The organism is Mycolicibacterium sp. XJ662 (genome assembly GCF_053484035.1).
This window is the reverse complement of the sequence record NZ_JBEFTL010000016.1, coordinates 61,479-83,362: the sequence shown is the minus strand read 5'-3', so window position 1 is coordinate 83,362 and position 21,884 is coordinate 61,479. Positions and strand designations below refer to the sequence as shown.

Genomic DNA, 21,884 nt, shown 5'->3' with positions numbered 1-21,884 from the left:
GGCGCCCGAGCGGGCCAGCTCGATTGCCAGCGCCTGCCCGATGCCCGATCCCGCGCCGGTGACAACGGCGACCTTTCCGGCGAACCCCTCCATGACGTACCCTCCCTTGTCTCGGCTGCCATCAGGTTAGCCGGTACCCGGGGTACGGCTTAACGTGGCCGGCACGGGTTCATTCGGTAGCTGGCACTGCGACGAGCGATGTGGATGATCTCGACTCGGTGGTGGCCGTCGTCGATGGCGTAGACGACGCGGTAATCACCGCGGCGGGCTGAGTGGAGGCCTTCAAGGTCATTGCGCAGCGGCTTGCCCAACCTATGCGGGTTGTTAAGCAGCGGTCCGAAAACAAACTCGACACATGCGGCGGCGATCTTTTCGGGTAAGCGTTGCAGGTCGCGTGCCGCTGTCGCGGTGATCGCCACGTGGTAGGGATGGTCGTCGCTCACCGCGCGGTGTAACGGTTGCGGATCTCGTCGTTGCTCACGAAGCGCCCTGCGGCAACATCGGCGAGGCCTTCACGAATGGCCTCGCTGGCGCCAGGGGTGCGTAGCACCTCCAGCGTTTCCTCGATGGACGCCAGGTCATCGGCCGAGATCAATACCGCCGCCGGATGACCGTGCCGGGTTATCGTGATGCGCTCGTGTGTCAGCTCAACTTCGGCGACGTACTCAGAGAGGCGATTGCGGACTTCGCCCAGTGGGACAACAGCCATAACCGCGATTGTAGCTAAAAGTATGGCTAAACCCTGTACGCCGAGCATCGGCTTACCGAGCCGAACGCCTCGTCGCTGTTTGATGTCTCCTCGAGCGTTCGGCTGAGCGAACTCAGCCGAACGCCTCGTCGAGGATCTCCTGCTGTTCGACGGCGTGCACCTTCGACGAGCCTGACGACGGGGCTGACATCGCCCGGCGCGAGATTCGCTTGATCCCGGCCAACTTGTCAGGCAGCAGCTCGGGTAGTTCGAGCCCGAATCGCGGCCACGCACCCTGGTTGGCCGGTTCCTCTTGGACCCAGAAGAACTCCTTGACGTTCTCGTAGCGGTCCAGCGTTTCACGCAGTCGACGCCTGGGCAGCGGGGCGAGCTGTTCAAGCCGCACGATCGCGAGGTCATTGCGGTTGTCCTTGGCCTTGCGGGCGGCCAGCTCGTAATACAGCTTGCCACTGGTCAGCAGGATCCGGCTGACCTTGTTGCGGTCTCCGATGCCGTCCTCATAGGTGGGTTCCTCCAGCACTGAGCGGAACTTGATCTCGGTGAAGTCCTTGATTTCGCTGACGGCGGCCTTGTGACGCAACATCGACTTGGGCGTGAACACGATCAGCGGGCGTTGGATGCCGTCCAGGGCATGCCGGCGTAGCAGGTGGAAGTAGTTCGACGGAGTCGACGGCATCGCGATGGTCATCGAACCTTCCGCCCACAACTGCAAGAAGCGTTCGATCCGGGCAGAAGTGTGGTCGGGTCCCTGCCCCTCGTGCCCGTGCGGTAACAGCAGCACGACGTTGGACAATTGGCCCCACTTGGCCTCACCGGAGCTGATGAACTCGTCGATGATCGACTGCGCGCCGTTGACGAAGTCGCCGAACTGCGCCTCCCAGAGCACCACGGCGTCCGGATTGCCCACAGTGTAGCCGTACTCGAAGCCGACGGCGGCGTACTCCGACAGTGGCGAGTCGTAGACCAGGAACTTTCCGCCGGTCGGGCTGCCGTCGGAGTTGGTCGCCAGCAGCTGCAGTGGTGTGAACTCCTCGCCAGTGTGGCGGTCGATGAGAACCGAATGCCGCTGGGAGAAGGTGCCGCGGCGGCTGTCCTGCCCCGACAAGCGCACCAGCTTGCCTTCGGCCACCAGCGAGCCCAGCGCCAGCAGCTCGCCAAAGGCCCAGTCGATCTTGCCTTCATAGGCCATCTCCCGGCGCTTCTCCAGCACCGGTTGGACTCGCGGGTGCGCGGTGAAGCCGTTCGGCAAGGCGAGGAACGCATCGCCGATCCGGGCCAGCAGCGACTTGTCCACCGCAGTGGCCAGCCCCGCGGGAATCATCTGGTCGGACTCGACCGACTCGCTCGGCTGCACACCGTGCTTCTCCAGCTCGCGCACTTCGTTGAACACCCGTTCCAGCTGGCCCTGGTAGTCGCGCAGCGCGTCCTCGGCCTCCTTCATCGAGATGTCGCCACGTCCGATCAGGGCTTCGGTGTAGCTTTTGCGGGCCCCGCGCTTGGTGTCGACGACGTCGTACATGTAGGGGTTGGTCATCGACGGGTCGTCACCCTCGTTGTGCCCGCGGCGGCGGTAGCACAGCATGTCGATGACGACGTCCTTCTTGAACCGTTGTCGGAAGTCCACCGCCAACCGCGCCACCCAGACACACGCCTCCGGGTCGTCGCCGTTGACGTGAAAGATCGGTGCCCCGATCATCTTTGCGACGTCGGTGCAGTACTCGCTGGACCTGGAATACTCGGGCGCGGTGGTGAAGCCGATCTGGTTGTTGACGATGATGTGGATGGTGCCGCCGACGCGGTAGCCCGGCAGATTCGCCAGGTTCAGCGTCTCGGCGACCACACCCTGACCGGCGAACGCGGCATCGCCATGCAACATCAGCGGCACCACCGAGAACGCCCGTTGGCCGTCGCTGTCGATGCTTCCGTGGTCGAGCAGATCCTGCTTGGCCCGCACCAATCCCTCCAGCACCGGGTCGACGGCCTCCAGATGCGACGGGTTGGCGGTCAGCGACACCTGAATGTCGTTGTCGCCGAACATCTGCAGGTACAGCCCGGTGGCGCCCAGGTGGTACTTGACGTCACCGGAGCCGTGCGCCTGCGACGGATTCAGGTTGCCCTCGAACTCGGTGAAGATCTGCGAGTACGGCTTGCCGACGATGTTGGCCAGCACGTTGAGCCGGCCCCGGTGCGGCATCCCGATGACCACCTCGTCGAGGCCGTGCTCAGCGCACTGGTCGATCGCCGCGTCCATCATCGGGATCACGCTTTCGGCGCCTTCCAGCGAGAACCGCTTCTGGCCGACGTACTTGGTCTGTAGGAACGTTTCAAAGGCCTCGGCGGCGTTGAGCTTGCTGAGGATGTATTTCTGTTGGGCCACAGTGGGTTTGACGTGCTTGGTCTCGACCCGTTGTTCGAGCCACTCCTTTTGTTCGGGGTCGAGGATATGGGCGTACTCCACGCCGATGTGGCGGCAGTAGGCATCGCGCAGCAAGCCCAGCACGTCGCGCAGTTTCTTGTACTGCGCACCGGCAAAGCCGTCGACCTTGAACACCCGATCGAGATCCCACAGCGTCAGGCCGTGGGTCAGCACTTCGAGGTCGGGGTGACTGCGGAACCGAGCTTTGTCCAACCGCAGCGGGTCGGTATCGGCCATCAGATGGCCGCGGTTGCGGTAGGCCGCGATCAAGTTCATGACGCGAGCGTTCTTGTCGACGATCGAGTCGGGGTTGTCGGTGCTCCAGCGCACCGGCAGATATGGGATGCTCAGTTCGCGGAAGACCTCGTCCCAGAAGCCATCCGAGAGCAGCAACTCGTGGATGGTGCGCAGGAAGTCGCCCGATTCCGCGCCCTGGATGATGCGGTGGTCGTAGGTGGAGGTCAAAGTGATCAATTTGCCGATGCCCAGCTCGGCGATGCGTTCCTCGCTGGCGCCTTGAAACTCGGCGGGGTATTCCATGGCGCCCACGCCGATGATGGCGCCCTGGCCGGGCATCAGCCGCGGCACCGAATGCACGGTGCCGATGGTTCCGGGATTGGTCAGCGAAATCGTCACGCCGGCAAAGTCTTCAGTGGTCAGCTTGCCGTCGCGGGCCCGGCGTACGATGTCTTCGTAGGCCGTGACGAACTGCGCGAATCGCATGGTCTCGCACCGCTTGATGCCGGCCACCACCAGGGAACGCTTCCCGTCCTTGCCTTGCAGGTCGATCGCCAGGCCGAGATTGGTGTGCGCCGGCGTGACCGCGGTGGGCTTGCCGTCGACTTCGGTGTAGTGCCGGTTCATGTTCGGGAATTTCTTCACCGCCTGCACCAGGGCGTAGCCCAGCAAATGCGTGAACGAGATCTTGCCGCCGCGGGTCCGCTTCAACTGGTTGTTGATGACGATCCGGTTGTCGATCAGTAGCTTGGCCGGGACCGCCCGGACGCTGGTCGCCGTCGGCACCTCCAACGACGCGGACATGTTCTTGACGACGGCCGCGGCGGCGCCGCGCAGCACCGCTACCTCGTCACCTTCGGCTGGCGGGGGAACGGCAGTTTTGGCGGCCAGTGCGGCGACCACGCCGTTGCCCGCGGCCGCGGTGTCGGCCGGCTTGGGGGGTGCCTGCGGGGCGGCCGCAGCGGCCCGCTCGGCAACGAGTGGCGAGGTAACCCGGGTTGGTTCGGCAGCTGGTTGGGAGGTGGGTTCGGGGCTGTAGTCAACCAGGAACTCGTGCCAGCTGGGATCGACCGAGGAGGGGTCGTCGCGGAACTTGCGGTACATCTCTTCGACCAGCCATTCGTTTTGCCCGAATGGTGAACTTATGTTGGCCACGGCCGCTGTTCGCCTCGATTCTTCTGCTAGTTGAAGTCCTGCAAGCGCATTGCGCGGCGCCTGCTGGCAGTCGGTGAACGGTCTGCCCCATAAAGGCTAACGCTTTGCCAGCGATTCGCCAGAGAGACCGGGCAACGCGCGCTAGCTGGCATCCCGAACGGTCGGTAGCACGTGCAGGGTGACCGGCCAGCGCGCCGGCGGGGTGCCGAATGCCGATCGCGCATTACGGACGAGCTTCTTGCCGACCAGCCGATTGCCGATGGCGCCGATGATCGCGCCGATACCCATCGGCACCAGCTTGCCAAACATGAGCGCGCCGCGTTTCAGCGCGAATCGTTTGACGACGTATTTGAGCATTCGCGAGTTCAACGACGATATCGCCGGCAGCGGCAGCGAGGCCATGGTCTCCGACACCCAGCCGCCGCTGGTTCGGCCCGGACCGAGCAGATCGGCCACCGCAGTAGTGTTGTCGCCGACCAGCACCGCCAAGACCAGGGCACGGCGCCGTTCTCGGTGGTCGAGGGGAATGGCGTGTACCGAGGCCAGCGCCAGCACGAACAGCGCGGTGGCCTCGAGGAACACGACAACCTCTCCGGCCGCGGCGAACCATGCGGCCAGGGTGCCGATCCCCGGTAAGGTCGCGGCCGCACCTACCGCCGCTCCACTGGCCGTCACCACCGACAAGAAGCGTTTCTCGAGCTTGGCTACGATCTTGGCGGGGCTGGCCCCCGGGTGGGCGCGACGCAGGCGGGCCACATACGCCTGTGCTGCCGGGCCCTGTATCCGCGAACTCCGTTCGATGACCTGCGCCAATGCCCGCGTGGACACTTTGGGCCGCCCGCCGGTCCCGGCCAGCTGCGGGTCCGGCTCAGCTGCATTTGCGGATCGATTGTCGAACCTTTTCCAAGACCTGATTCGTCGAGCGCTCATCTTCTCTCCTGCGAATGGCGTCCCCTCAGGCTAATGCCGGTTCAACGATCCGAGCATGTGTTTCGGTAGCGGCGCGGTTCACCGCTCGAAGCGGAATAATGCGGCGTGGACATTGGTGACGATACGGGTTGCCCTGGTGCATGCCGTGACGCCCGTGACCCAATGCCACCGCTAGCAAGCCAAACGAGGTGCGTGTATGACTACGGCGATACGCCGGGCGGCCGGGAGCAGCTACTTCCGAAACCCCTGGCCTGCGCTGTGGGCGATGATGGTTGGCTTCTTCATGATCATGCTCGACTCCACCGTCGTAGCCATCGCGAATCCGACCATCATGGCCCAGCTACGCATCGGTTACGCCACCGTGGTTTGGGTGACCAGCGCCTATCTGCTGGCCTACGCGGTGCCAATGCTGGTGGCCGGCCGGCTTGGCGACCGGTTCGGCCCGAAGAATCTCTACCTGATTGGCCTGGGGGTATTCACCGTTGCGTCGCTGGGGTGCGGTCTGTCGAGCGGTGCCGGCATGCTGATTGCCGCTCGAGTGGTGCAAGGCGTCGGCGCCGGATTGCTTACCCCGCAGACGCTGTCGACGATAACGCGGATCTTCCCGGCTCATCGCCGCGGTGTCGCGCTGGGCGCATGGGGCACCGTCGCCAGTGTCGCCAGCCTGGTGGGACCGTTGGCCGGCGGCGCGCTGGTCGACAGCATGGGGTGGGAGTGGATTTTCTTCGTCAACGTTCCCGTCGGCGTCATCGGCCTGATCCTGGCGGCCTATCTGATTCCGGCACTACCCCACCACCCGCATCGGTTCGATTGGTTCGGCGTCGGATTGTCTGGTGCGGGAATGTTTCTGATTGTCTTCGGACTACAGCAGGGCCAGTCCGCCAATTGGCAGCCTTGGATTTGGGCGGTGATCGTCGGCGGTATCGGGTTTATGTCGCTGTTCGTTTACTGGCAGGCGCGGAACGCCCGCGAGCCGCTGATCCCACTGGAGGTCTTCAACGACCGGAACTTCAGCTTGTCCAACCTCAGGATAGCGATCATCGCCTTCGCGGGGACGGGGATGATGCTGCCGGTGACGTTTTATGCGCAGGCGGTGTGTGGGTTGTCGCCGACCCACACGGCCGTGCTGTTCGCGCCGACGGCGATCGTCGGTGGCGTGCTGGCCCCGTTCGTCGGCATGATCATTGACAGGTCCCATCCGTTGTGCGTACTGGGTTTCGGCTTCTCGGTGCTGGCGATCGCAATGACATGGCTCTTATGCGAGATGGCTCCGGGCACGCCCATCTGGCGGCTGGTGTTGCCGTTCATCGCGTTAGGCGTTGCTGGGGCGTTCGTGTGGTCGCCGCTGACCGTCACCGCGACCCGCAATCTACGGCCGCACCTGGCCGGTGCGAGCTCAGGTGTGTTCAACGCCGTCCGGCAGCTGGGGGCTGTGCTGGGGAGCGCGAGCATGGCCGCGTTCATGACGTCGCGCATCGCCGCCGAGATGCCCGGTGGTGTGGACGCCCTTACCGGTCCCGCCGGGCAGGACGCTACCGTGTTGCAGCTGCCCGAGTTCGTGCGCGAACCCTTCGCGGCCGCGATGTCGCAATCGATGCTGTTGCCCGCCTTCGTCGCCCTATTCGGGATCGTTGCCGCGTTGTTCCTGGTTGACTTCACCGGTGCTGCGGTTGCCAAAGAGCCGTTGCCCGAATCCGATGGCGACGCTGACGACGACGACTATGTCGAGTACATCCTTCGTCGGGAACCGGAAGAGGATTGCGACACCCAGCCGCTGCGGGCGTCGCGCCCGGCAGCGGCCGCAGCGTCACGCAGCGGTGCTGGGGGTCCGCTGGCGGTCAGCTGGTCGACGTCAGCCCAAGGAATGCCCCCAGGTCCACCAGGCCGTCGGGCGTGGCAGGCAGATACTGAGTCAACAGCTCCGAGCGCACTATAACCGCGGCATACTGTGCCCGACTGACCGCGACGTTGAGCCGATTCCGGTTGAGCAGGAACGAGATTCCGCGTGGAACATCGTCGGCGGACGAGGCCGTCATCGAGATGAAGACCACCGGTGCCTGCCCGCCCTGGAATTTGTCGACGGTGCCTACCCGTACTCCGTCAGCCCCGCCAAGTCCGGCAGACGCCAACCGCCGACGGACCAGCGCCACCTGGGCGTTGTACGGCGCGAGCACAAGCACATCGGAAGCGGCCAGTGGCCGGGTGCCGTGCTCGTCGGTCCACGGCGAGCCGAGCAGCTGCCGCAGCTCGGCGAGGATCGCCTCGGCCTCTTCGGGGCTTTCGATCGAATTGCCCTTGTGGTGCACGCCACGCGTATGCACCCCCGGGGGATACCCGTCGAGGCGGCGCACGGCGGTGCGCTCGGTGTGGGAACACAGCCTGCCCTCGTAGGACAACGCCGACACGGCCGCGCACACCGCCGGGTGCATCCGGTACGAGCGGTCTAAGAAGTAGCCGCGTTCGTCGGGCAGCGTGTGTTGCCCATCTACCAGCCACGACAATGCGGAGGTGTCGACGGGTTCGGGATGTGTGCCCTGACTTACCTGAGGCAGTTGCTGTGGATCGCCAAGCAGCAACAGGTTTGTGGCCGCGGGCGCCACGGCGATGGTATTGGCCAGGCAGAACTGGCCAGCCTAGTCGATCACCAGCAGATCCAGGCTGGCTTTCGGCACCCGATTGCCGTTGGCGAAGTCCCACGCCGTGCCGCCGATCACGCATCCGGCGGTGTCGCGGATGAATTCTGTGTACTGGCTCCCGTCGATCGACTGCCAGCGCCCAGCGGTGTGGTCGTGCGGCTTTTTGGCGACCTGCCCCGGGTCCAGGCCAGCGCTGATCACACCTTCCAACAGGTTCTCCACCGTGGCGTGCGACTGGGCGACAACGCCAATACGCCAGGCATGCTCGGTGACCAACTCCGCGATCACCCGGGCCGCGGTGTACGTCTTGCCGGTCCCCGGAGGGCCGTGCACCGCCAGGTATGACGAGTCCAAGTCCAGCGCCGCCGCGGCGATATCGGTGACTGGGTCACTGCTGCGGGGCAATGCGGCGCCGCTGCGCGTGCGAGGAGGGCGACGCAGCAGCACGTCCATTAGCGCGGTGCTGGGCAGTTGCGGCGATCCGGAAGCCACGGCAGCGGCCGTCGATTCGATCGATTCCCGCAGGGCCGTCGTCGGCACCGGCGGCCCGGGAGCGAGCGCGAACGGGAGCTGCTGAAATGTATTGCCGTCACTGCCGGTTCGTTCGACGATGACCACCTCGGTGGGCACAGTGGGGTCGTCGGTCTCAACCACTGCGGCGGGGCCCGCGGCTCGGCGATCAGGATTGTCGGTCATGCCCGGCGGCGCCGGGGGTTCGTAGAGGGCAAACACATTCCCGTTGAGGTCCCCACGTGCCAGTTCACCGGTAAGCCGGACCCGCCGCTGCGGCTTGCGCGCGCGAGGCGGCATATGCCAGTCGACGGTGACCGAAGCCTCGCTGGCAAGGAAGACGTCCGTGCTGTCCGACCATTCGTCGACGGGGTAGTTGAGCCGGTCGAAGTGCGCCCACCAGAACGGCTTGTCCTCGCGGCGATGATAGCCGCGGGCAGCGGCCAGCAAGGCGACCGCTGTCTGTTCCGGCGTGCGCTCGCCGGCGGCGGCATCGCCGGTGAACTTGGACAGTACCGACGCCAGCGAGTCACCGTCGTCGATAGGGTCGGCGTCCGGAACTGGTTGAGCGCCAATGGGTGTGACGCCGGCTTCCCAGGCGCGCATGAGCAGCCAGTCACGCAGCGCGCGGGTGGACCGGCAGTCGTAGTGGTTGTAGCCTTCGATCTCTTTGAGCACGGTTGCCGCCTCATCGATGCGGCCGGCCGCGCGCAGTTCGCAGTACCGGGCATAGGAGTTGATCGAGTCGGCGGCGGTGGTGACGTCGCCGGAGCGTGGCTGCGTCCCGAGGTACAGCGGCTCCAGCGCCTTCAAGCTGAACGAGTCGGTGCCCACCCGAATGCTCTTGCGTACCAACGGGTATAAGTCCACCAGGACTCCGTTGCGCAGCAAGTCGTCGACGTCGTCCTCGCCGATGCCGTAGCGTCCGACCAGCCGCAGCAGCGCGGTCTTCTCGTAGGGCGCGTAGTGGTAGATGTGCATGTTGGGGTGGCGCCGGCGCCGTCTGGCGACTATCGCCAGGAAATCGGTCAGCGCCTGGCGTTCGGCTGTCCGGTCATGCGCCCACAATGGTCGGAATACTCCCGCCCGTCCGGCTTCCAGCACCCCGAACAGGTATTCCAGGCCCCACTGTTTGCCGTCGGCGGTCCACAGCGGGTCACCCTCGAAGTCGAAGAACAGGTCGCCGGGGTTTGGCTCCGGCAGCAGTGTCAGCGGCCGCGGGTCGACGATCTCGAACTGTGGTGCTCCCGTATCGCGTTGGCGGATTTGCAGTTTGGCCTGTGCGGTCAGCTTGCCCAGCGCGTTCGTGGTCAGGCCGGGAACCGGCGCGGTGTGATCTGCCAGTTCGGCGATCGTGGTGATGCCGGCCTCAAGGAGCTTGTCGCGCTGGCGGACTCGCATCCCTCCGACCAGTAGCAGATCGTCGCTGGCGCGCAGCCGCTCGGTGCACTGCGGACAGCGGAAGCACGCCTGCACGCGTTCGTCGTCCCAGCGCACCGCGGTGCCCGCGGTGTAGTGGCCGTCCAGCAATCGCTGTAAAAGCGCACGCTGGGACCGGTAGACCGGGATGAGCTCGCCGACGCGGTAGCGCACGATCGTGCCGTCGCCGAGTTCGAGCTCGGCGTCGGCAGCCACCGGAACGCCCGAGTGAACCAGCGCATCGGCATAGGCCGCCAGCTGTAGCAGCGCGGTCACGGTTGGCGAGCGGGCGAGCTTGGTGTCGGCGACCCGGTACCGGTGACCGTCGCGGATCAGGAAGTCGGCGAACCCGACGAAGCGGCCGTCGAACATGGCGGCCTGATACACCACCGGGGCGTGGTTGGCGATGGCACGTCGCGTCGCGTCGGCGGCTGCCGCCAGCCCGGCGGGCGTGTAGGCCGGCCGGCCAATGATAGCCACCGCGTCGCCGAACTCGTGGCGCAGTTGGTCGAGTCGGCGTCCTTCATGCGCGCTACCGAGAACGGCGGCTCGCGCCATCAGTTCGTCGTCAACTGCGACGGCCGGTCCCCGGCCTAGTTTCGCGTCGAATTCACGGAGCAGTGCGTACTGGCACCGGGCGGCGGCTGCGAGATCCGAAGCACTGTAGACGATGCTGTCACCGGTGACGAACACAGCAGCAACTCCTCGGTGAGACAACGGACAGGCAAACTGGGCTGCACCCGTCGGCTTAACCGCCGGTGGTGTTGCCGATCAGCTCGACGCCGCCGCCGTTCCAGCGGAACTTGACAACGTTGTTCAACCCGATGCCGCTGGCATACGTCAATGCCACCGTGTCTCCCGTGCACTGCGAGGTGTCGATGCCGGTGAACCCATAGGTATCGGGCACCCCCTGCGGTATGTACTTGCCGAGGTGGAACATCACCGCGCGGGTGGTCGGATTGCCGGCGTTCGTGTTGGCCTTGATGACCACCGCCGACAGCTGGGCACACTCGTTGTAGTTGCCGGCCAGCGGTTCTGGGTTCCAGGGCTGCTCACTGCGCGGATCGCGAGGAAGTTCGGAGACGACTTTGGCGATTGTGGGCGAGGCGAGGTTCACCGCACACGGGTCGACCGGCGCGGCGCTGTGGTTGCTGGGTGGGGCAGCTGTCGCGGACGGCGGGCTCGGTTCGCTGCTCGGCGGGGCCGGGTGAGCAGTTGACAGGGATGGGGTGGCCTCCGGCGTCTTAGCGACCGTGGAGTCGCCCGAACCGCAACCGGTCAACGTCGCGGCGACCAATGCAGCGACCACGCCAACACGCGGCGTGGTGGGGCAGGGTGGTGACCACACACCGGGCACCGTACCGCCATCGGGCCCGCGGGTGCGGTAGGCGTGGCCGGGTCACCACTAAACTTGACGGCCTGATGGCCTTCCCGGAATATTCGCCTGCGGCGTCCGCTGCGACGTTTGCTGACCTGCAGATTCATCCCCGCGTCTTGCGGGCGATCGGCGACGTCGGTTACGAGTCACCGACGGCTATCCAGGCGGCTACGATCCCGGCGTTGATGGCAGGCTCCGACGTGGTGGGGCTGGCGCAGACCGGCACCGGCAAGACGGCGGCATTTGCGATTCCGATGCTGTCCAAGATCGACATCACCAGCAAGGTGCCCCAGGCGCTGGTGCTGGTGCCCACCCGGGAGCTGGCTCTGCAGGTGGCCGAGGCGTTCGGCCGCTACGGTGCCTATCTGTCGCAACTCAACGTGCTGCCGATCTACGGCGGATCGTCGTATGCCGTGCAACTGGCCGGATTGAGACGCGGCGCGCAGGTGGTGGTTGGCACCCCCGGTCGTATGATAGACCATCTCGAACGGGCGACCTTGGACCTGTCGCGGGTGGACTTTCTAGTGCTCGATGAGGCCGATGAGATGCTGACCATGGGTTTCGCCGACGACGTTGAGCGCATTCTGTCCGAGACCCCCGAATACAAGCAGGTCGCCCTGTTTTCCGCGACCATGCCGCCGGCGATCCGCAAACTCAGCGCCAAGTATCTGCACGATCCGTTCGAAGTCACTTGTAAGGCGAAAACCGCTGTGGCCGAGAATATTTCGCAGAGCTACATTCAGGTAGCACGGAAGATGGACGCGCTCACCAGAGTGCTCGAAGTCGAGCCGTTCGAGGCGATGATCGTCTTTGTCCGCACCAAGCAGGCGACCGAGGAGATTGCCGAAAAGCTGCGTGCCCGAGGGTTTTCCGCGGCTGCCATCAGCGGTGACGTCCCGCAGGCGCAGCGGGAGCGGACCATCACGGCGCTGCGGGACGGCGACATCGATATCCTGGTCGCCACCGATGTGGCGGCGCGCGGACTCGACGTGGAGCGGATATCACACGTGCTTAACTACGACATCCCGCACGACACCGAGTCCTACGTACACCGGATCGGGCGCACCGGCAGGGCCGGGCGTTCGGGAGCCGCGCTGATATTCGTCTTGCCACGGGAGCTTCACCTGCTCAAGGCGATCGAAAAGGCTACGCGGCAAACGCTTACCGAGGCGCAATTGCCCACCGTCGAGGATGTCAACACCCAGCGGGTGGCCAAGTTCGCCGATTCCATCACCAATGCGCTGGGCGGTCCGGGAATCGAGCTGTTCCGCCGACTGGTCGAGGAGTATGAACGCGAGCATGATGTCCCGATGGCTGACATCGCCGCGGCACTGGCCGTGCAGTGCCGCGGCGGTGAGGCATTCCTGATGGCACCCGACCCGCCGCTTTCGCGGCGCAACCGCGACCAGCGTCGGGACCGTCCGCAAAGGCCCAAGCGTAGACCGGACTTGACCACCTACCGCGTCGCCGTCGGCAAGCGGCACAAGATCGGTCCAGGCGCCATCGTCGGCGCCATCGCCAATGAGGGTGGGCTGCACCGCAGCGACTTCGGTCAGATCCGTATCGGGCCAGACTTCTCGCTAGTAGAATTGCCGGCGAAGCTGCCCCGCGCGACGCTCAAAAAGCTTGCACAGACCCGTATCTCGGGTGTGCTGATCGACCTTCGGCCATACCGGCCGCCCGACGCGGCGCGCCGGCATAATGGCGGCAAACCACGGCGGAAACACGTCGGATGACCCTGCCCAAGGAAAGAGCCGCCCAGGGCGGACTCGAGCGGATCGCCCACGTGGACCGGGTGGCGTCGTTGACCGGGATCCGTGCTGTTGCCGCATTGCTGGTCGTCGGCACTCATGCGGCCTACACCACCGGCAAGTACACCCACGGCTATTGGGGCCTGATGTCGTCCCGCATGGAGATCGGCGTTCCGATCTTTTTCGTGCTGTCGGGGTTCCTGCTATTCCGGCCATGGGTTAAGTCCGCCGCTACCGGCGGCCCCCCGCCGTCGTTGAGCCGCTATGCGTGGCACCGGGTCCGGCGGATCATGCCCGCCTACACCGTCACCGTTCTGTTGGCCTACCTCGTCTATCACTTCCGCACGGCGGGGCCCAACCCCGGGCACACCTGGGTCGGGCTGTTCCGCAACCTCACCTTGACGCAGATCTATACCGACGGCTATCTGGGTGCGTTCCTGCATCAGGGTCTGACCCAAATGTGGAGCCTCGCGGTGGAGGTTGCCTTCTACCTGGCGTTGCCGGCGTTGGCATACCTACTGTTGGTGCTCGTCTGCCGGCGGCGATGGCAGCCCAGGTTGCTGTTGGCCACCATGGCGGGGCTGACGATGATCAGCCCGGCATGGTTGATCCTGGTGCACAACACGCACTGGATGCCCGACGGCGCTCGGCTGTGGCTACCCACCTATCTGGCTTGGTTCGTCGGCGGCATGATGCTGGCCGTGCTGGCGGCGATGGGCGTGCGCTGTTATGCATTCGTGGCCATACCGTTGGCGGTCATCTGCTACTTCATCGTCTCCACTCCGATCGCGGGCGCGCCCACGACGTCGCCCACAGCGCTGGCCGAGGCGCTGGTCAAGACCGCCTTCTATGCCGTGATCGCCGTGCTGGCGGTGGCACCGCTGGCCTTGGGTGACCAGGGGTGGTATGCCCAGTTGCTGGCCAGCCGGCCGATGGTGTTTCTTGGTGAGATCTCCTACGAGATCTTCCTGATCCATCTGGTGACCATGGAGATCGCCATGGTGGACGTGCTCGGGTATCGGGTTTACACCAGTTCGATGGTGAACCTTTGTCTCGTGACGCTGGTGCTGACGATCCCATTGGCGTGGTTGTTGCACCGTTTCACTCGGGTCCAGGGTGACCGGCCTTCCTAGCGGCGGCAGAAGCAGGTGTCACGATCGGGACGACGAACTCCGCGATCATCGCTCGTTCGTCGGCTTCGTCACGGCCGGGGAACATCAGCAGCGATGTGAGCATCCGGACCACCCAGCGGGCGCGGCGTTCGACGGTGGTCGGATCGTCGGGACCTAGTGAGTTGAGGAATGCCGCGGCCAGGGCCGCGATCACCTCGGACCGTCCGGCCATCTCGCCGCCGATCGGTGGGCGGGTGGTGGTAAACCACGCGGCCAACGCGGGGTTGTCGCGGACCATCCGCAACGTCGTGGTGATGCTCACCAGCAGCCGTTCGGCAGGTTCGACGACATCGGCGATCTTCACCATGATCTCGCGGCCGAGCCGGCGGGTCTCGCGGTGCACGTACGCGGTTCGCAGCGCCTCGCGGCTGTCGAAGTACCGATACAGTGTTGCGCGCGAACAGCCTGCGGCCTTGGCGATCTCGTTCATGCCGATCGACGCCGGGTCACGCTGCGTAAAGAGTCGCTCGGCGGCGTCGAGTATCCGATCTGCGGCTAACTCGGTCCGACGCGCGGACAGCCAGTCGGTACCCGCCATCAGGATGTCACTCGGAACGGCACCGACAGCGGACGCCGGACATAACTGCCGCCGGACCACACGATGCGTGACTCGGCCACCTCGAAGTCCGGGCACCGGGCCAGCAGTTCGGTCAGCGCCACCCGGCATTGCATCCGGGCCGCGGCCGCACCCAGGCAGTGGTGGGCGCCGTGGCTGAAGGTCAAGATGTTGCGCGGGCACCGAGTGACATCGAGTTCGGCTGCGTCCGGGCCGTATTGGCGTTCGTCACGGTTGGCCGAGCCGTACAGCAGCAGCACCCGGCGACCGGCCGGGATGGTGGTGTCACCGATCGTGACGTCGCGCGTGGTTGTGCGCGCCAGCCCCTGCACCGGCGAGGTGAGCCGCAGCAGCTCCTCGACCGCGTCGGGGATGCCCTCTGGGTCATCCAGCAGCAGCCGGCGCTGGTCGGGCCGCCGGTGCAGCAACGGCATCGAACCGCCTAGCATGCCGGTGACGGTGTCGTTGCCGCCGGTGACCATGGTGAACGTGAACGCCAGTATGGACAGTGTGCCGGCGGTGTCGCCGTCGGCGCCGACCCCGGCGGCTACCAGGTGGGAGATGGCGTCGTCGGCGGGCTCGGTGCGGCGTCGCTCGATCAGCCCGGTGAAGTAGGCCATCATCGAGCCGACCGCGTCCAGTGCGCCGGTGGTGGCGCCGTCAACCGCGTTCGCCGCCACGATGGCCTGGGTCCACCCGTCGAATTGCGTCCAATCCTCTTCGGGAACACCGAGATAGTGCGCCACCACCATCGACGGGAGCGGTTTGAATAGTTCGGTGACAATGTCGCCGCCACCGTTGGCGCGCAGCTTTTCGAGCCGCTCAACGACGAACTTGCGCACCGTGGGCTCGACGGTTTCGACCTGTCGTGGCGTGAAGCCGCGCGACACCAGCTTGCGAAACTCGGTGTGGACCGGCGGATCCTGCATCACCATGGGCGGGGTGTCGTGCAGTCCAATCATTTCCAGCTCGCCGTAGTTAACGGTCAAGCCTTGCGCCGACGAGAACGTCTGATGGTCCCGCGCTGCCGACCAGACGTCGGCGTGCCGGGACAGCACGTAGTAGTCGTACTCGGGACGCTGCGGCGGGACGACGTGGTGCACCGGGTCGTGGTCGCGCAACGCGCGGTACATCGGCCACGGATTCGGCCAGGTTTCGGCGGTGGCGAGCTGGAATTCGTGAGACATTACTGATGTCATGTCTTATGTCTAAGACATTCCATCGGTAATATCAATCGGCGATTGTGAATCTGGTGACGCGACACGCCGAGGACGCGTCGTGCGGTTCACACTCGGCGGGACGTCGCGACGGATCAGATCGCCGAGCCGGGATTGAGGATGCCCTGGGGGTCCAGCGCTTGCTTGATGCGCTGGTTGAGGGCCAGGACGTCGGGCCCGAGATAGCCGGCCAACCACGGCCGTTTCAACCGGCCCACGCCGTGTTCGCCGGTGATCGTGCCGCCCAGGCCGACGGCCAGGTCCATGATTTCGCCGTACGCGAGGTGGGCGCGCTCTAGCATCGCGGCATCTGCGGGGTCGTACACCAGCAACGGGTGGGTATTGCCGTCCCCGGCGTGGGCGATCACCGAGATCATCAGATTCCGCTCCTCGGCGATGCGCGCAATCCCGGTGACCAGTTCGCCCAGTGCGGGCAGCGGTACCCCGACGTCCTCGAGCAGCAACGCCCCCTTGCTCTCGACCGCCGGAATGGCGAACCGCCGGGCCGCAATGAACGCCTCGCCCTCATCCGGGTCGTCGGTCGAAAACACGTCTATCGCACCGTTTTCGGCGAACACGGCGGCCATCACGGCGGCGTCTTCGGTGGCCGCGCGGCCACGTTCATCAGAACCAGCCACCAGCATGGCCGCCGCATCGCGGTCCAGGTCCATCCGCAAGGTGTCCTCGACGGCGTTGATCGCCACCGAATCCATGAACTCCAGCATCGCGGGGCGAAGTCGGCCGGTAACCCCGAGCACCGCATCGACCGCCGCCTGCACCGAGCCGAAGCTGGCCACCACGATGCTCGATGCATTCTGTGCGGGCAGCAGTCGCAACGTCACCTCCGTGATGACGCCCAGCGTGCCTTCGCTGCCGACGAACAGTTTGGTCAGGGAAAGCCCGGCGACGTCCTTGAGCCGTGGGCCGCCCAGCCGGACCGCGGTGCCGTTGGCCAGCACAACCTGCATGCCCAGTACGTAGTCGCCTGTGACGCCGTACTTCACGCAGCACAGCCCGCCGGCGTTGGTGGCGATGTTGCCGCCGATGCTGCAGATCTCGAACGACGACGGATCCGGGGGATACCACAGGCCGTGTTCGGCGGCGGCCTCCTTCACCTCGGCGTTGTACAGGCCGGGCTGGCACACTGCGGTGCGGGTGACCGGGTCGACGGTGATGTCGCGCATCTTTTCGGTGGACAGCACGATCCCGCCATCCAGGGCGGTCGCCCCGCCCGAAAGGCCGCTACCGGCTCCTCGGGTCACCACGGGCACCTGGTTCGCACTGGCCCAACGCAGCACCGTCTGCACCTCTTCGGTGCGCCGTGGCCGGATGATTGCCAGCGGTTTGCCGGCCGAAGGGTCAAAGGCCCGGTCTTGCCGGTAGCCGTCGGTGACGGCGGGGTCGGTGACCACCATCCCCTCGGGCAGCTCGGCCATCAGGCCAGCCAGCACATCGGTATTCACTGAGCCGATCCTACGGGCCGATCGATGTCCGCTTGGGGCGCCAGATCCAGTTCGCGCAGCGCGGGCAGCCGGATCGCGACCAGCCCGGTGCACACGATGGGCAGTGCCAACGCGAGAAACGTGGCATGCAGTCCAGCGGCGTCGGTCAGTGGACCGGCCAGCAACAGACCCAACGGGCCGGCGGCGTAGGCCAGCGACGTCATCACCCCGACTACCCGGCCGCGCAGATGCTGTGCTGCCCGCGTCTGTATCACGTAGTTATAGATCGGCTGGATGGGTCCGTACACCAGGCCGACCACCGCGCACAACACCATGATGACCGGCAGTGGCGGCAGGAACGCGATGACCATCGATGCCAAACCCAGGGTAAGAACCGCGGTCGACATGGTCACGCGACGGGGAACGCGGATAGCCAACACGGCATACCCCAGCGCTCCCACCAGGCCGCCGCCGGCGATCGCCATCAACGCCCAACCCAGCTGCACCGGTTGCTGGTGGTCGGTGAAGTATTTCGGGAACAGCACGCTCTCCATCGGCAGATACAGCGCGGTGACGGTCAGGTCAATCATCCCGAGGGTGCGCAATACCCGCAGGTTCCAGACGAAGCGCAGCCCCTCGGCGATCCCGGATACCAACCCTTGGGGCCGCGAGGTGTGGTGCGGCTTGCCGGCACCCTCGAGTTGCAGGGCGGCAATCGCGAGGATGGACAACCCGAATGCCGTCGCGGTAATCCACATTGTGGTGATGCCGCCAACCGTCGCGATCATCAAGCCACCGATGGCCGGGCCGACAATAAAGGCCAGGTTGAGGATCGCCTCGTAGGCGCCGTTGATGCGGTCCAACGACCAGCCTGCCCGAGCGGCGGCCTCGGGCAGCATCGAGTCACGAGCCGTCATGCCTGCCGGGCCGAAGGCGGCCGCCAGGGCGGCCAATACGGCCAGCACCAGCACGTTGACCGCGTCGCCGCCGTACCCCCACGCCACCAGGGGGACGCCGGCCACCGCCGCACCCGACAGCGCATCGGCCACCATCGACACCCGGCGACGCCCGAAGTAGTCGACCGCGGTGCCGGCGACCAGCGTGGCGAACAACAGCGGCAGCATGGTCGCACTGGCCACGATCGAGGCCTGCCCAGCGCTGCCCTCGCGCTGCAACACCAGCCACGGAAACGCGACTATCGAGACGCCATCACCCGCGGCCGCCATCAGCGTTGCGAACAGGATCAGGAATGCCGGGCCGCGGTTGCTGTTTCTCATGAATATCGCGGCTGAATCTAGCGCCAAACCGGTATGGGGGCCACCGAATTTCTGCGCTGCCGCAGCCCGGATGCAGGATGTTCGTGTGCTCATGCATCCGAAGACCGGCCGGGCGTTCAGGTCCCCGGTAGAGCCCGGTTCCGGCTGGCCAGGTGATCCGGCGACACCGCAGACCCCGGTGGCTGCCGATGCCGCGCAGGTGTCAGCGCTGGCCGGGGGCGCTGGCTCGATCTGCGAACTCAACGCGCTGATCAGCGTGTGCCGGGCGTGTCCCCGGCTGGTCAGTTGGCGTGAGGAGGTCGCCGTCGTCAAGCGCCGTGCCTTCGCCGACCAGCCCTACTGGGGGCGCCCGGTGCCGGGGTGGGGGTCGAAGCGGCCGCGGTTGCTGATCCTCGGGCTGGCGCCCGCCGCGCACGGGGCCAACCGGACCGGACGAATGTTCACCGGCGATCGGTCGGGAGATCAGCTTTATGCAGCACTGCATAGGGCCGGCCTGGTGAACTCACCGGTCAGCGTCGACGCCGCGGACGGGCTGCGGGCCAACCGGATTCGGATCACCGCACCGGTGCGGTGTGCGCCCCCGGGCAACTCGCCGACACCGGCCGAGCGGCTGACATGCTCACCCTGGCTAAATGCGGAATGGCGGCTGGTGTCCGATCACATCCGTGCGATCGTCGCCCTCGGCGGGTTCGCCTGGCAGGTCGCGTTGCGCCTGGCGGGCGCGTCGGGGACACCCAAGCCGCGGTTCGGCCACGGCGTCGTTACCGAGCTGGGAGCCGGTGTGCGGCTACTGGGCTGCTACCACCCGAGCCAGCAGAATATGTTCACCGGTAGGTTGACTCCTACGATGCTCGACGACATTTTCCGTGAGGCCAAGAAGCTGGCCGGGATTGAGTGACGTGAAGACGGTTGTGGTTTCCGGCGCCAGTGTGGCCGGTACGGCGGCGGCGTACTGGCTTGGGCGGCACGGCTATTCGGTAACGATGGTGGAGCGCCATCCCGGGCTGCGACCAGGGGGGCAGGCTATTGATGTCCGAGGTCCGGCGCTGGATGTGTTGGAACGTATGGGGTTACTGGCAGCCGCCCAGGAACACAAGACGAGGATTCGGGGCGCCTCCTTCGTCGATCGTGACGGCAATGAGCTGTTCCGGGACACCGAATCGACGCCCACCGGCGGTCCAGTCAACAGTCCCGATATCGAGCTGCTACGTGACGATCTTGTCGAATTGCTCTACGGGGCAACTCAACCCAGCGTTGAATACCTGTTCGACGACAGCATTTCCACATTGCAGGACGACGGCGACTCGGTGCGGGTGACCTTTGAGCGCGCGGCGGCCCGCGAGTTCGACCTCGTTATCGGTGCCGACGGACTGCATTCCAACGTGCGCAGGTTGGTTTTCGGTCCGGAGGAGCAGTTTGTCAAGCGATTAGGAACTCACGCGGCGATTTTTACCGTGCCCAACTTCCTGGAGTTGGACTACTGGCAGACCTGGCATTACGGTGACTCCACCATGGCTGGCGTTTACAGTGCGCGCAACAACACCGAAGCCCGCGCTGCACTAGCCTTCATGGACACCGAACTGCGGATCGACTACCGCGACACCGAAGCTCAGTTCGCCGAACTGCAACGTCGGATGGCCGAGGACGGCTGGGTGCGCGCGCAACTGCTGCACTACATGCGCAGCGCACCGGATTTCTATTTCGACGAAATGTCGCAGATCCTGATGGATCGCTGGTCGCGGGGCAGGGTAGCGCTCGTTGGCGACGCTGGTTATTGCTGCTCGCCCTTGTCGGGGCAGGGGACCAGCGTCGCCCTGCTGGGTGCCTACATCCTGGCCGGCGAACTCAAGGCGGCCGGTGACGACTACCAACTCGGATTCGCCAATTACCACGCCGAATTTCACGGCTTTGTCGAGCGCAACCAATGGTTGGTCAGCGACAACATCCCCGGTGGTGCGCCGATACCGCAGGAGGAGTTCGAACGAATCGTGCATTCCATCACGATCAAGGACTACTGAGCGCCTTCACCCGGGCGCAGCCAGGATGGCGCTCGTCGGCCGCTTCACCGAACCTGAAGATCTGCAGACGAAGTACGAGTAGGGGCCGGCAAATTTACCGGCTCGACGCGCAGAAGCGCCGAGATTTAGCGGCGGGTCAATACGACGACCGGGATTGGCCGTGACGTCCGGCTCTGGTAGTTGGTGTATCGGTTGGCGTTGTTCTCGTTGACGATCTGCCAGAGCCGCGCGTAGTCCGGGTCGTGGGGCTGCACCGGTTTCGCTGTCACACCGAATCGCTTGGGCCCGACGTTGATTTCGACGTCCGGGTTGGCCTTGAGGTTGTGGTACCAACCCGGCGAGCGGGGATCGCCACCTTTGGACGCCACGATCAGGTACGCGTCGCCGTCGCGAGCATAGGTGAGTGACGTGGTTCGCGGCTGGCTCGTCTTGGCGCCGGTGGTATGCAGCAGCAAACTCGGTGGCGCGCCGGGGATTCGGTGTCCGATCCGACCGTTAGTGCCTCGGTAGATCGCGTCGTGCAGCCTGAGCAGCTGCACGCCTACGTGGCGCTCAAGCCATCGGGAAATGTCCATGGGGTCAGTCTTGCGCAGCGGCATCCTGTTGCGCCAGCGCCTCCCGCAGGATCCGTCCGGTGGCTTCCCGGTCCGGGTCGCGGCGCAGCATCATTCCCTTGGCGACCGACAGCTTGTCGCCGTTGCGCGGCGGTAATACGTGCAAGTGAACGTGGAACACCGTCTGAAAAGCGGCACGGCCGTCGTTGATGGCGATGTGTGTCGCGTCAGCCAACTTCGTGGCGCGGGCCGCCCGCGCGATGCGTTGGCCGATGGCGACCATGTCAGCCAACGCCTCCGGCGGGGTGTCGGTGAGGTCAACGGTGTGTCGCTTGGGCAGCACCAGCGTGTGGCCGCGGGTGAACGGGCGGATGTCGAGGATCGCGAGATAGCCGCCGTCCTCGTAGATCCGGATGGCCGGAGCCTCCCCGGCGATGATCGCACAGAACACGCAGGGCATGTCGCTACGGTACTGGACCTCTCGGAGACCGCCCAAGTGAACGGGAT

General features: G+C 65.6%; 16 protein-coding genes and 2 pseudogenes. 5 read left to right on the top strand and 13 right to left on the bottom strand.

Annotated features, from left to right (window positions below; genetic code table 11):
- The 5 genes and pseudogenes from ABQE93_RS26385 to ABQE93_RS26365 form a co-directional block, all read right to left on the bottom strand.
- Positions 1–93, bottom strand: a pseudogene (locus ABQE93_RS26385) (acetoin dehydrogenase); the annotation flags it as partial.
- Positions 94–149: 56 nt separating this feature from the next.
- The gene (gene relE, locus ABQE93_RS26380) at positions 150–443 is read right to left on the bottom strand and encodes a type II toxin-antitoxin system mRNA interferase RelE (protein ID WP_003898789.1); all 294 of its coding nucleotides are present in this window, start codon (positions 441–443) and stop codon (positions 150–152) included.
- Entirely contained in the window at positions 440–709 is a 270-nt protein-coding gene (locus ABQE93_RS26375) for a type II toxin-antitoxin system Phd/YefM family antitoxin (protein ID WP_003406322.1), read from the bottom strand. Before ABQE93_RS26375 ends, relE begins: the two co-directional genes overlap by 4 nt.
- 112 nt (positions 710–821) lie before the next feature.
- Positions 822–4,517: a multifunctional oxoglutarate decarboxylase/oxoglutarate dehydrogenase thiamine pyrophosphate-binding subunit/dihydrolipoyllysine-residue succinyltransferase subunit gene (locus tag ABQE93_RS26370; RefSeq protein ID WP_003406323.1), complete on the bottom strand. Its 3,696-nt coding sequence runs from the start codon at positions 4,515–4,517 to the stop codon at positions 822–824.
- 141 nt (positions 4,518–4,658) lie between these two features.
- Complete coding sequence (locus ABQE93_RS26365; protein WP_003406325.1) at positions 4,659–5,447, bottom strand: hypothetical protein; 789 nt, start codon at positions 5,445–5,447, stop codon at positions 4,659–4,661.
- Positions 5,448–5,643: 196 nt separating this feature from the next.
- Here ABQE93_RS26365 and ABQE93_RS26360 point away from each other — a divergent pair, with 196 nt between their 5' ends.
- Entirely contained in the window at positions 5,644–7,383 is a 1,740-nt protein-coding gene (locus ABQE93_RS26360; protein WP_003898791.1) for an MFS transporter, read from the top strand.
- Here ABQE93_RS26360 and ABQE93_RS26355 read toward each other — a convergent pair.
- A pseudogene (locus tag ABQE93_RS26355) lies at positions 7,286–10,705 on the bottom strand (TM0106 family RecB-like putative nuclease). The gene ABQE93_RS26360 and the pseudogene ABQE93_RS26355 overlap by 98 nt on opposite strands.
- Positions 10,706–10,760: 55 nt before the next feature.
- Positions 10,761–11,369 (bottom strand): LppP/LprE family lipoprotein, encoded by a 609-nt coding sequence (locus tag ABQE93_RS26350; RefSeq protein ID WP_003406334.1) that lies wholly within the window; start codon positions 11,367–11,369, stop codon positions 10,761–10,763.
- A 65-nt stretch (positions 11,370–11,434) separates the two neighbouring features.
- Here ABQE93_RS26350 and ABQE93_RS26345 point away from each other — a divergent pair, with 65 nt between their 5' ends.
- Complete coding sequence (locus ABQE93_RS26345) at positions 11,435–13,126, top strand: DEAD/DEAH box helicase (RefSeq protein ID WP_015629898.1); 1,692 nt, start codon at positions 11,435–11,437, stop codon at positions 13,124–13,126.
- Positions 13,123–14,274: an acyltransferase family protein gene (locus ABQE93_RS26340; protein WP_003406347.1), complete on the top strand. Its 1,152-nt coding sequence runs from the start codon at positions 13,123–13,125 to the stop codon at positions 14,272–14,274. Before ABQE93_RS26345 ends, ABQE93_RS26340 begins: the two co-directional genes overlap by 4 nt.
- Here the strand turns inward: ABQE93_RS26340 and ABQE93_RS26335 are convergent.
- The 4 genes from ABQE93_RS26335 to ABQE93_RS26320 all read right to left on the bottom strand — a co-directional run bounded on the left by ABQE93_RS26335 (position 14,243) and on the right by ABQE93_RS26320 (position 18,805).
- Positions 14,243–14,851, bottom strand: a complete 609-nt coding sequence (locus tag ABQE93_RS26335) for a TetR/AcrR family transcriptional regulator (RefSeq protein WP_003406350.1) — start codon at positions 14,849–14,851, stop codon at positions 14,243–14,245. The two genes, ABQE93_RS26340 and ABQE93_RS26335, sit on opposite strands and share 32 nt — an antisense overlap.
- Entirely contained in the window at positions 14,851–16,068 is a 1,218-nt protein-coding gene (gene cyp130 / locus ABQE93_RS26330) for a cytochrome P450 Cyp130 (RefSeq protein WP_003406352.1), read from the bottom strand. Before cyp130 ends, ABQE93_RS26335 begins: the two co-directional genes overlap by 1 nt.
- 113 nt (positions 16,069–16,181) lie before the next feature.
- Complete coding sequence (locus ABQE93_RS26325) at positions 16,182–17,549, bottom strand: FAD-binding oxidoreductase (protein ID WP_003406358.1); 1,368 nt, start codon at positions 17,547–17,549, stop codon at positions 16,182–16,184.
- Positions 17,546–18,805 carry a multidrug efflux MFS transporter Tap gene (locus ABQE93_RS26320; protein WP_003406359.1) on the bottom strand — a complete coding sequence of 420 codons (1,260 nt, stop codon included), beginning with the start codon at positions 18,803–18,805 and terminating at the stop codon, positions 17,546–17,548. The genes ABQE93_RS26325 and ABQE93_RS26320 overlap by 4 nt, the downstream gene beginning before the upstream one ends.
- Positions 18,806–18,875: 70 nt before the next feature.
- Here ABQE93_RS26320 and ABQE93_RS26315 point away from each other — a divergent pair, with 70 nt between their 5' ends.
- Positions 18,876–19,703: a uracil-DNA glycosylase gene (locus tag ABQE93_RS26315; RefSeq protein WP_003911466.1), complete on the top strand. Its 828-nt coding sequence runs from the start codon at positions 18,876–18,878 to the stop codon at positions 19,701–19,703.
- 1 nt (position 19,704) lies between these two features.
- Complete coding sequence (locus ABQE93_RS26310) at positions 19,705–20,823, top strand: FAD-binding protein (RefSeq protein ID WP_003406361.1); 1,119 nt, start codon at positions 19,705–19,707, stop codon at positions 20,821–20,823.
- Positions 20,824–20,948: 125 nt separating this feature from the next.
- Here the strand turns inward: ABQE93_RS26310 and ABQE93_RS26305 are convergent, their stop codons facing one another.
- Complete coding sequence (locus tag ABQE93_RS26305; RefSeq protein WP_003406364.1) at positions 20,949–21,398, bottom strand: F420H(2)-dependent quinone reductase; 450 nt, start codon at positions 21,396–21,398, stop codon at positions 20,949–20,951.
- Positions 21,399–21,402: 4 nt separating this feature from the next.
- Positions 21,403–21,837, bottom strand: coding sequence for an HIT family protein (locus tag ABQE93_RS26300; RefSeq protein WP_003898798.1), 435 nt, complete (start codon positions 21,835–21,837; stop codon positions 21,403–21,405).
- Positions 21,838–21,884: the final 47 nt, after the last annotated feature.

Excerpts from the sequence above, each read along its gene's own strand:
- ABQE93_RS26375 (WP_003406322.1), bottom strand. The coding sequence starts at position 709 with ATGGCTGTTGTCCCACTGGGCGAAGTCCGCAATCGCCTCTCTGAGTAC.
- ABQE93_RS26365 (WP_003406325.1), bottom strand. The coding sequence starts at position 5,447 with ATGAGCGCTCGACGAATCAGGTCTTGGAAAAGGTTCGACAATCGATCC.
- ABQE93_RS26360 (WP_003898791.1), top strand. The coding sequence starts at position 5,644 with ATGACTACGGCGATACGCCGGGCGGCCGGGAGCAGCTACTTCCGAAAC.
- ABQE93_RS26345 (WP_015629898.1), top strand. The coding sequence starts at position 11,435 with ATGGCCTTCCCGGAATATTCGCCTGCGGCGTCCGCTGCGACGTTTGCT.
- ABQE93_RS26340 (WP_003406347.1), top strand. The coding sequence starts at position 13,123 with ATGACCCTGCCCAAGGAAAGAGCCGCCCAGGGCGGACTCGAGCGGATC.
- ABQE93_RS26335 (WP_003406350.1), bottom strand. The coding sequence starts at position 14,851 with ATGGCGGGTACCGACTGGCTGTCCGCGCGTCGGACCGAGTTAGCCGCA.
- cyp130 (WP_003406352.1), bottom strand. The coding sequence starts at position 16,068 with ATGACATCAGTAATGTCTCACGAATTCCAGCTCGCCACCGCCGAAACC.
- ABQE93_RS26320 (WP_003406359.1), bottom strand. The coding sequence starts at position 18,805 with ATGAGAAACAGCAACCGCGGCCCGGCATTCCTGATCCTGTTCGCAACG.
- ABQE93_RS26315 (WP_003911466.1), top strand. The coding sequence starts at position 18,876 with ATGCAGGATGTTCGTGTGCTCATGCATCCGAAGACCGGCCGGGCGTTC.
- ABQE93_RS26305 (WP_003406364.1), bottom strand. The coding sequence starts at position 21,398 with ATGGACATTTCCCGATGGCTTGAGCGCCACGTAGGCGTGCAGCTGCTC.
- ABQE93_RS26300 (WP_003898798.1), bottom strand. The coding sequence starts at position 21,837 with ATGCCCTGCGTGTTCTGTGCGATCATCGCCGGGGAGGCTCCGGCCATC.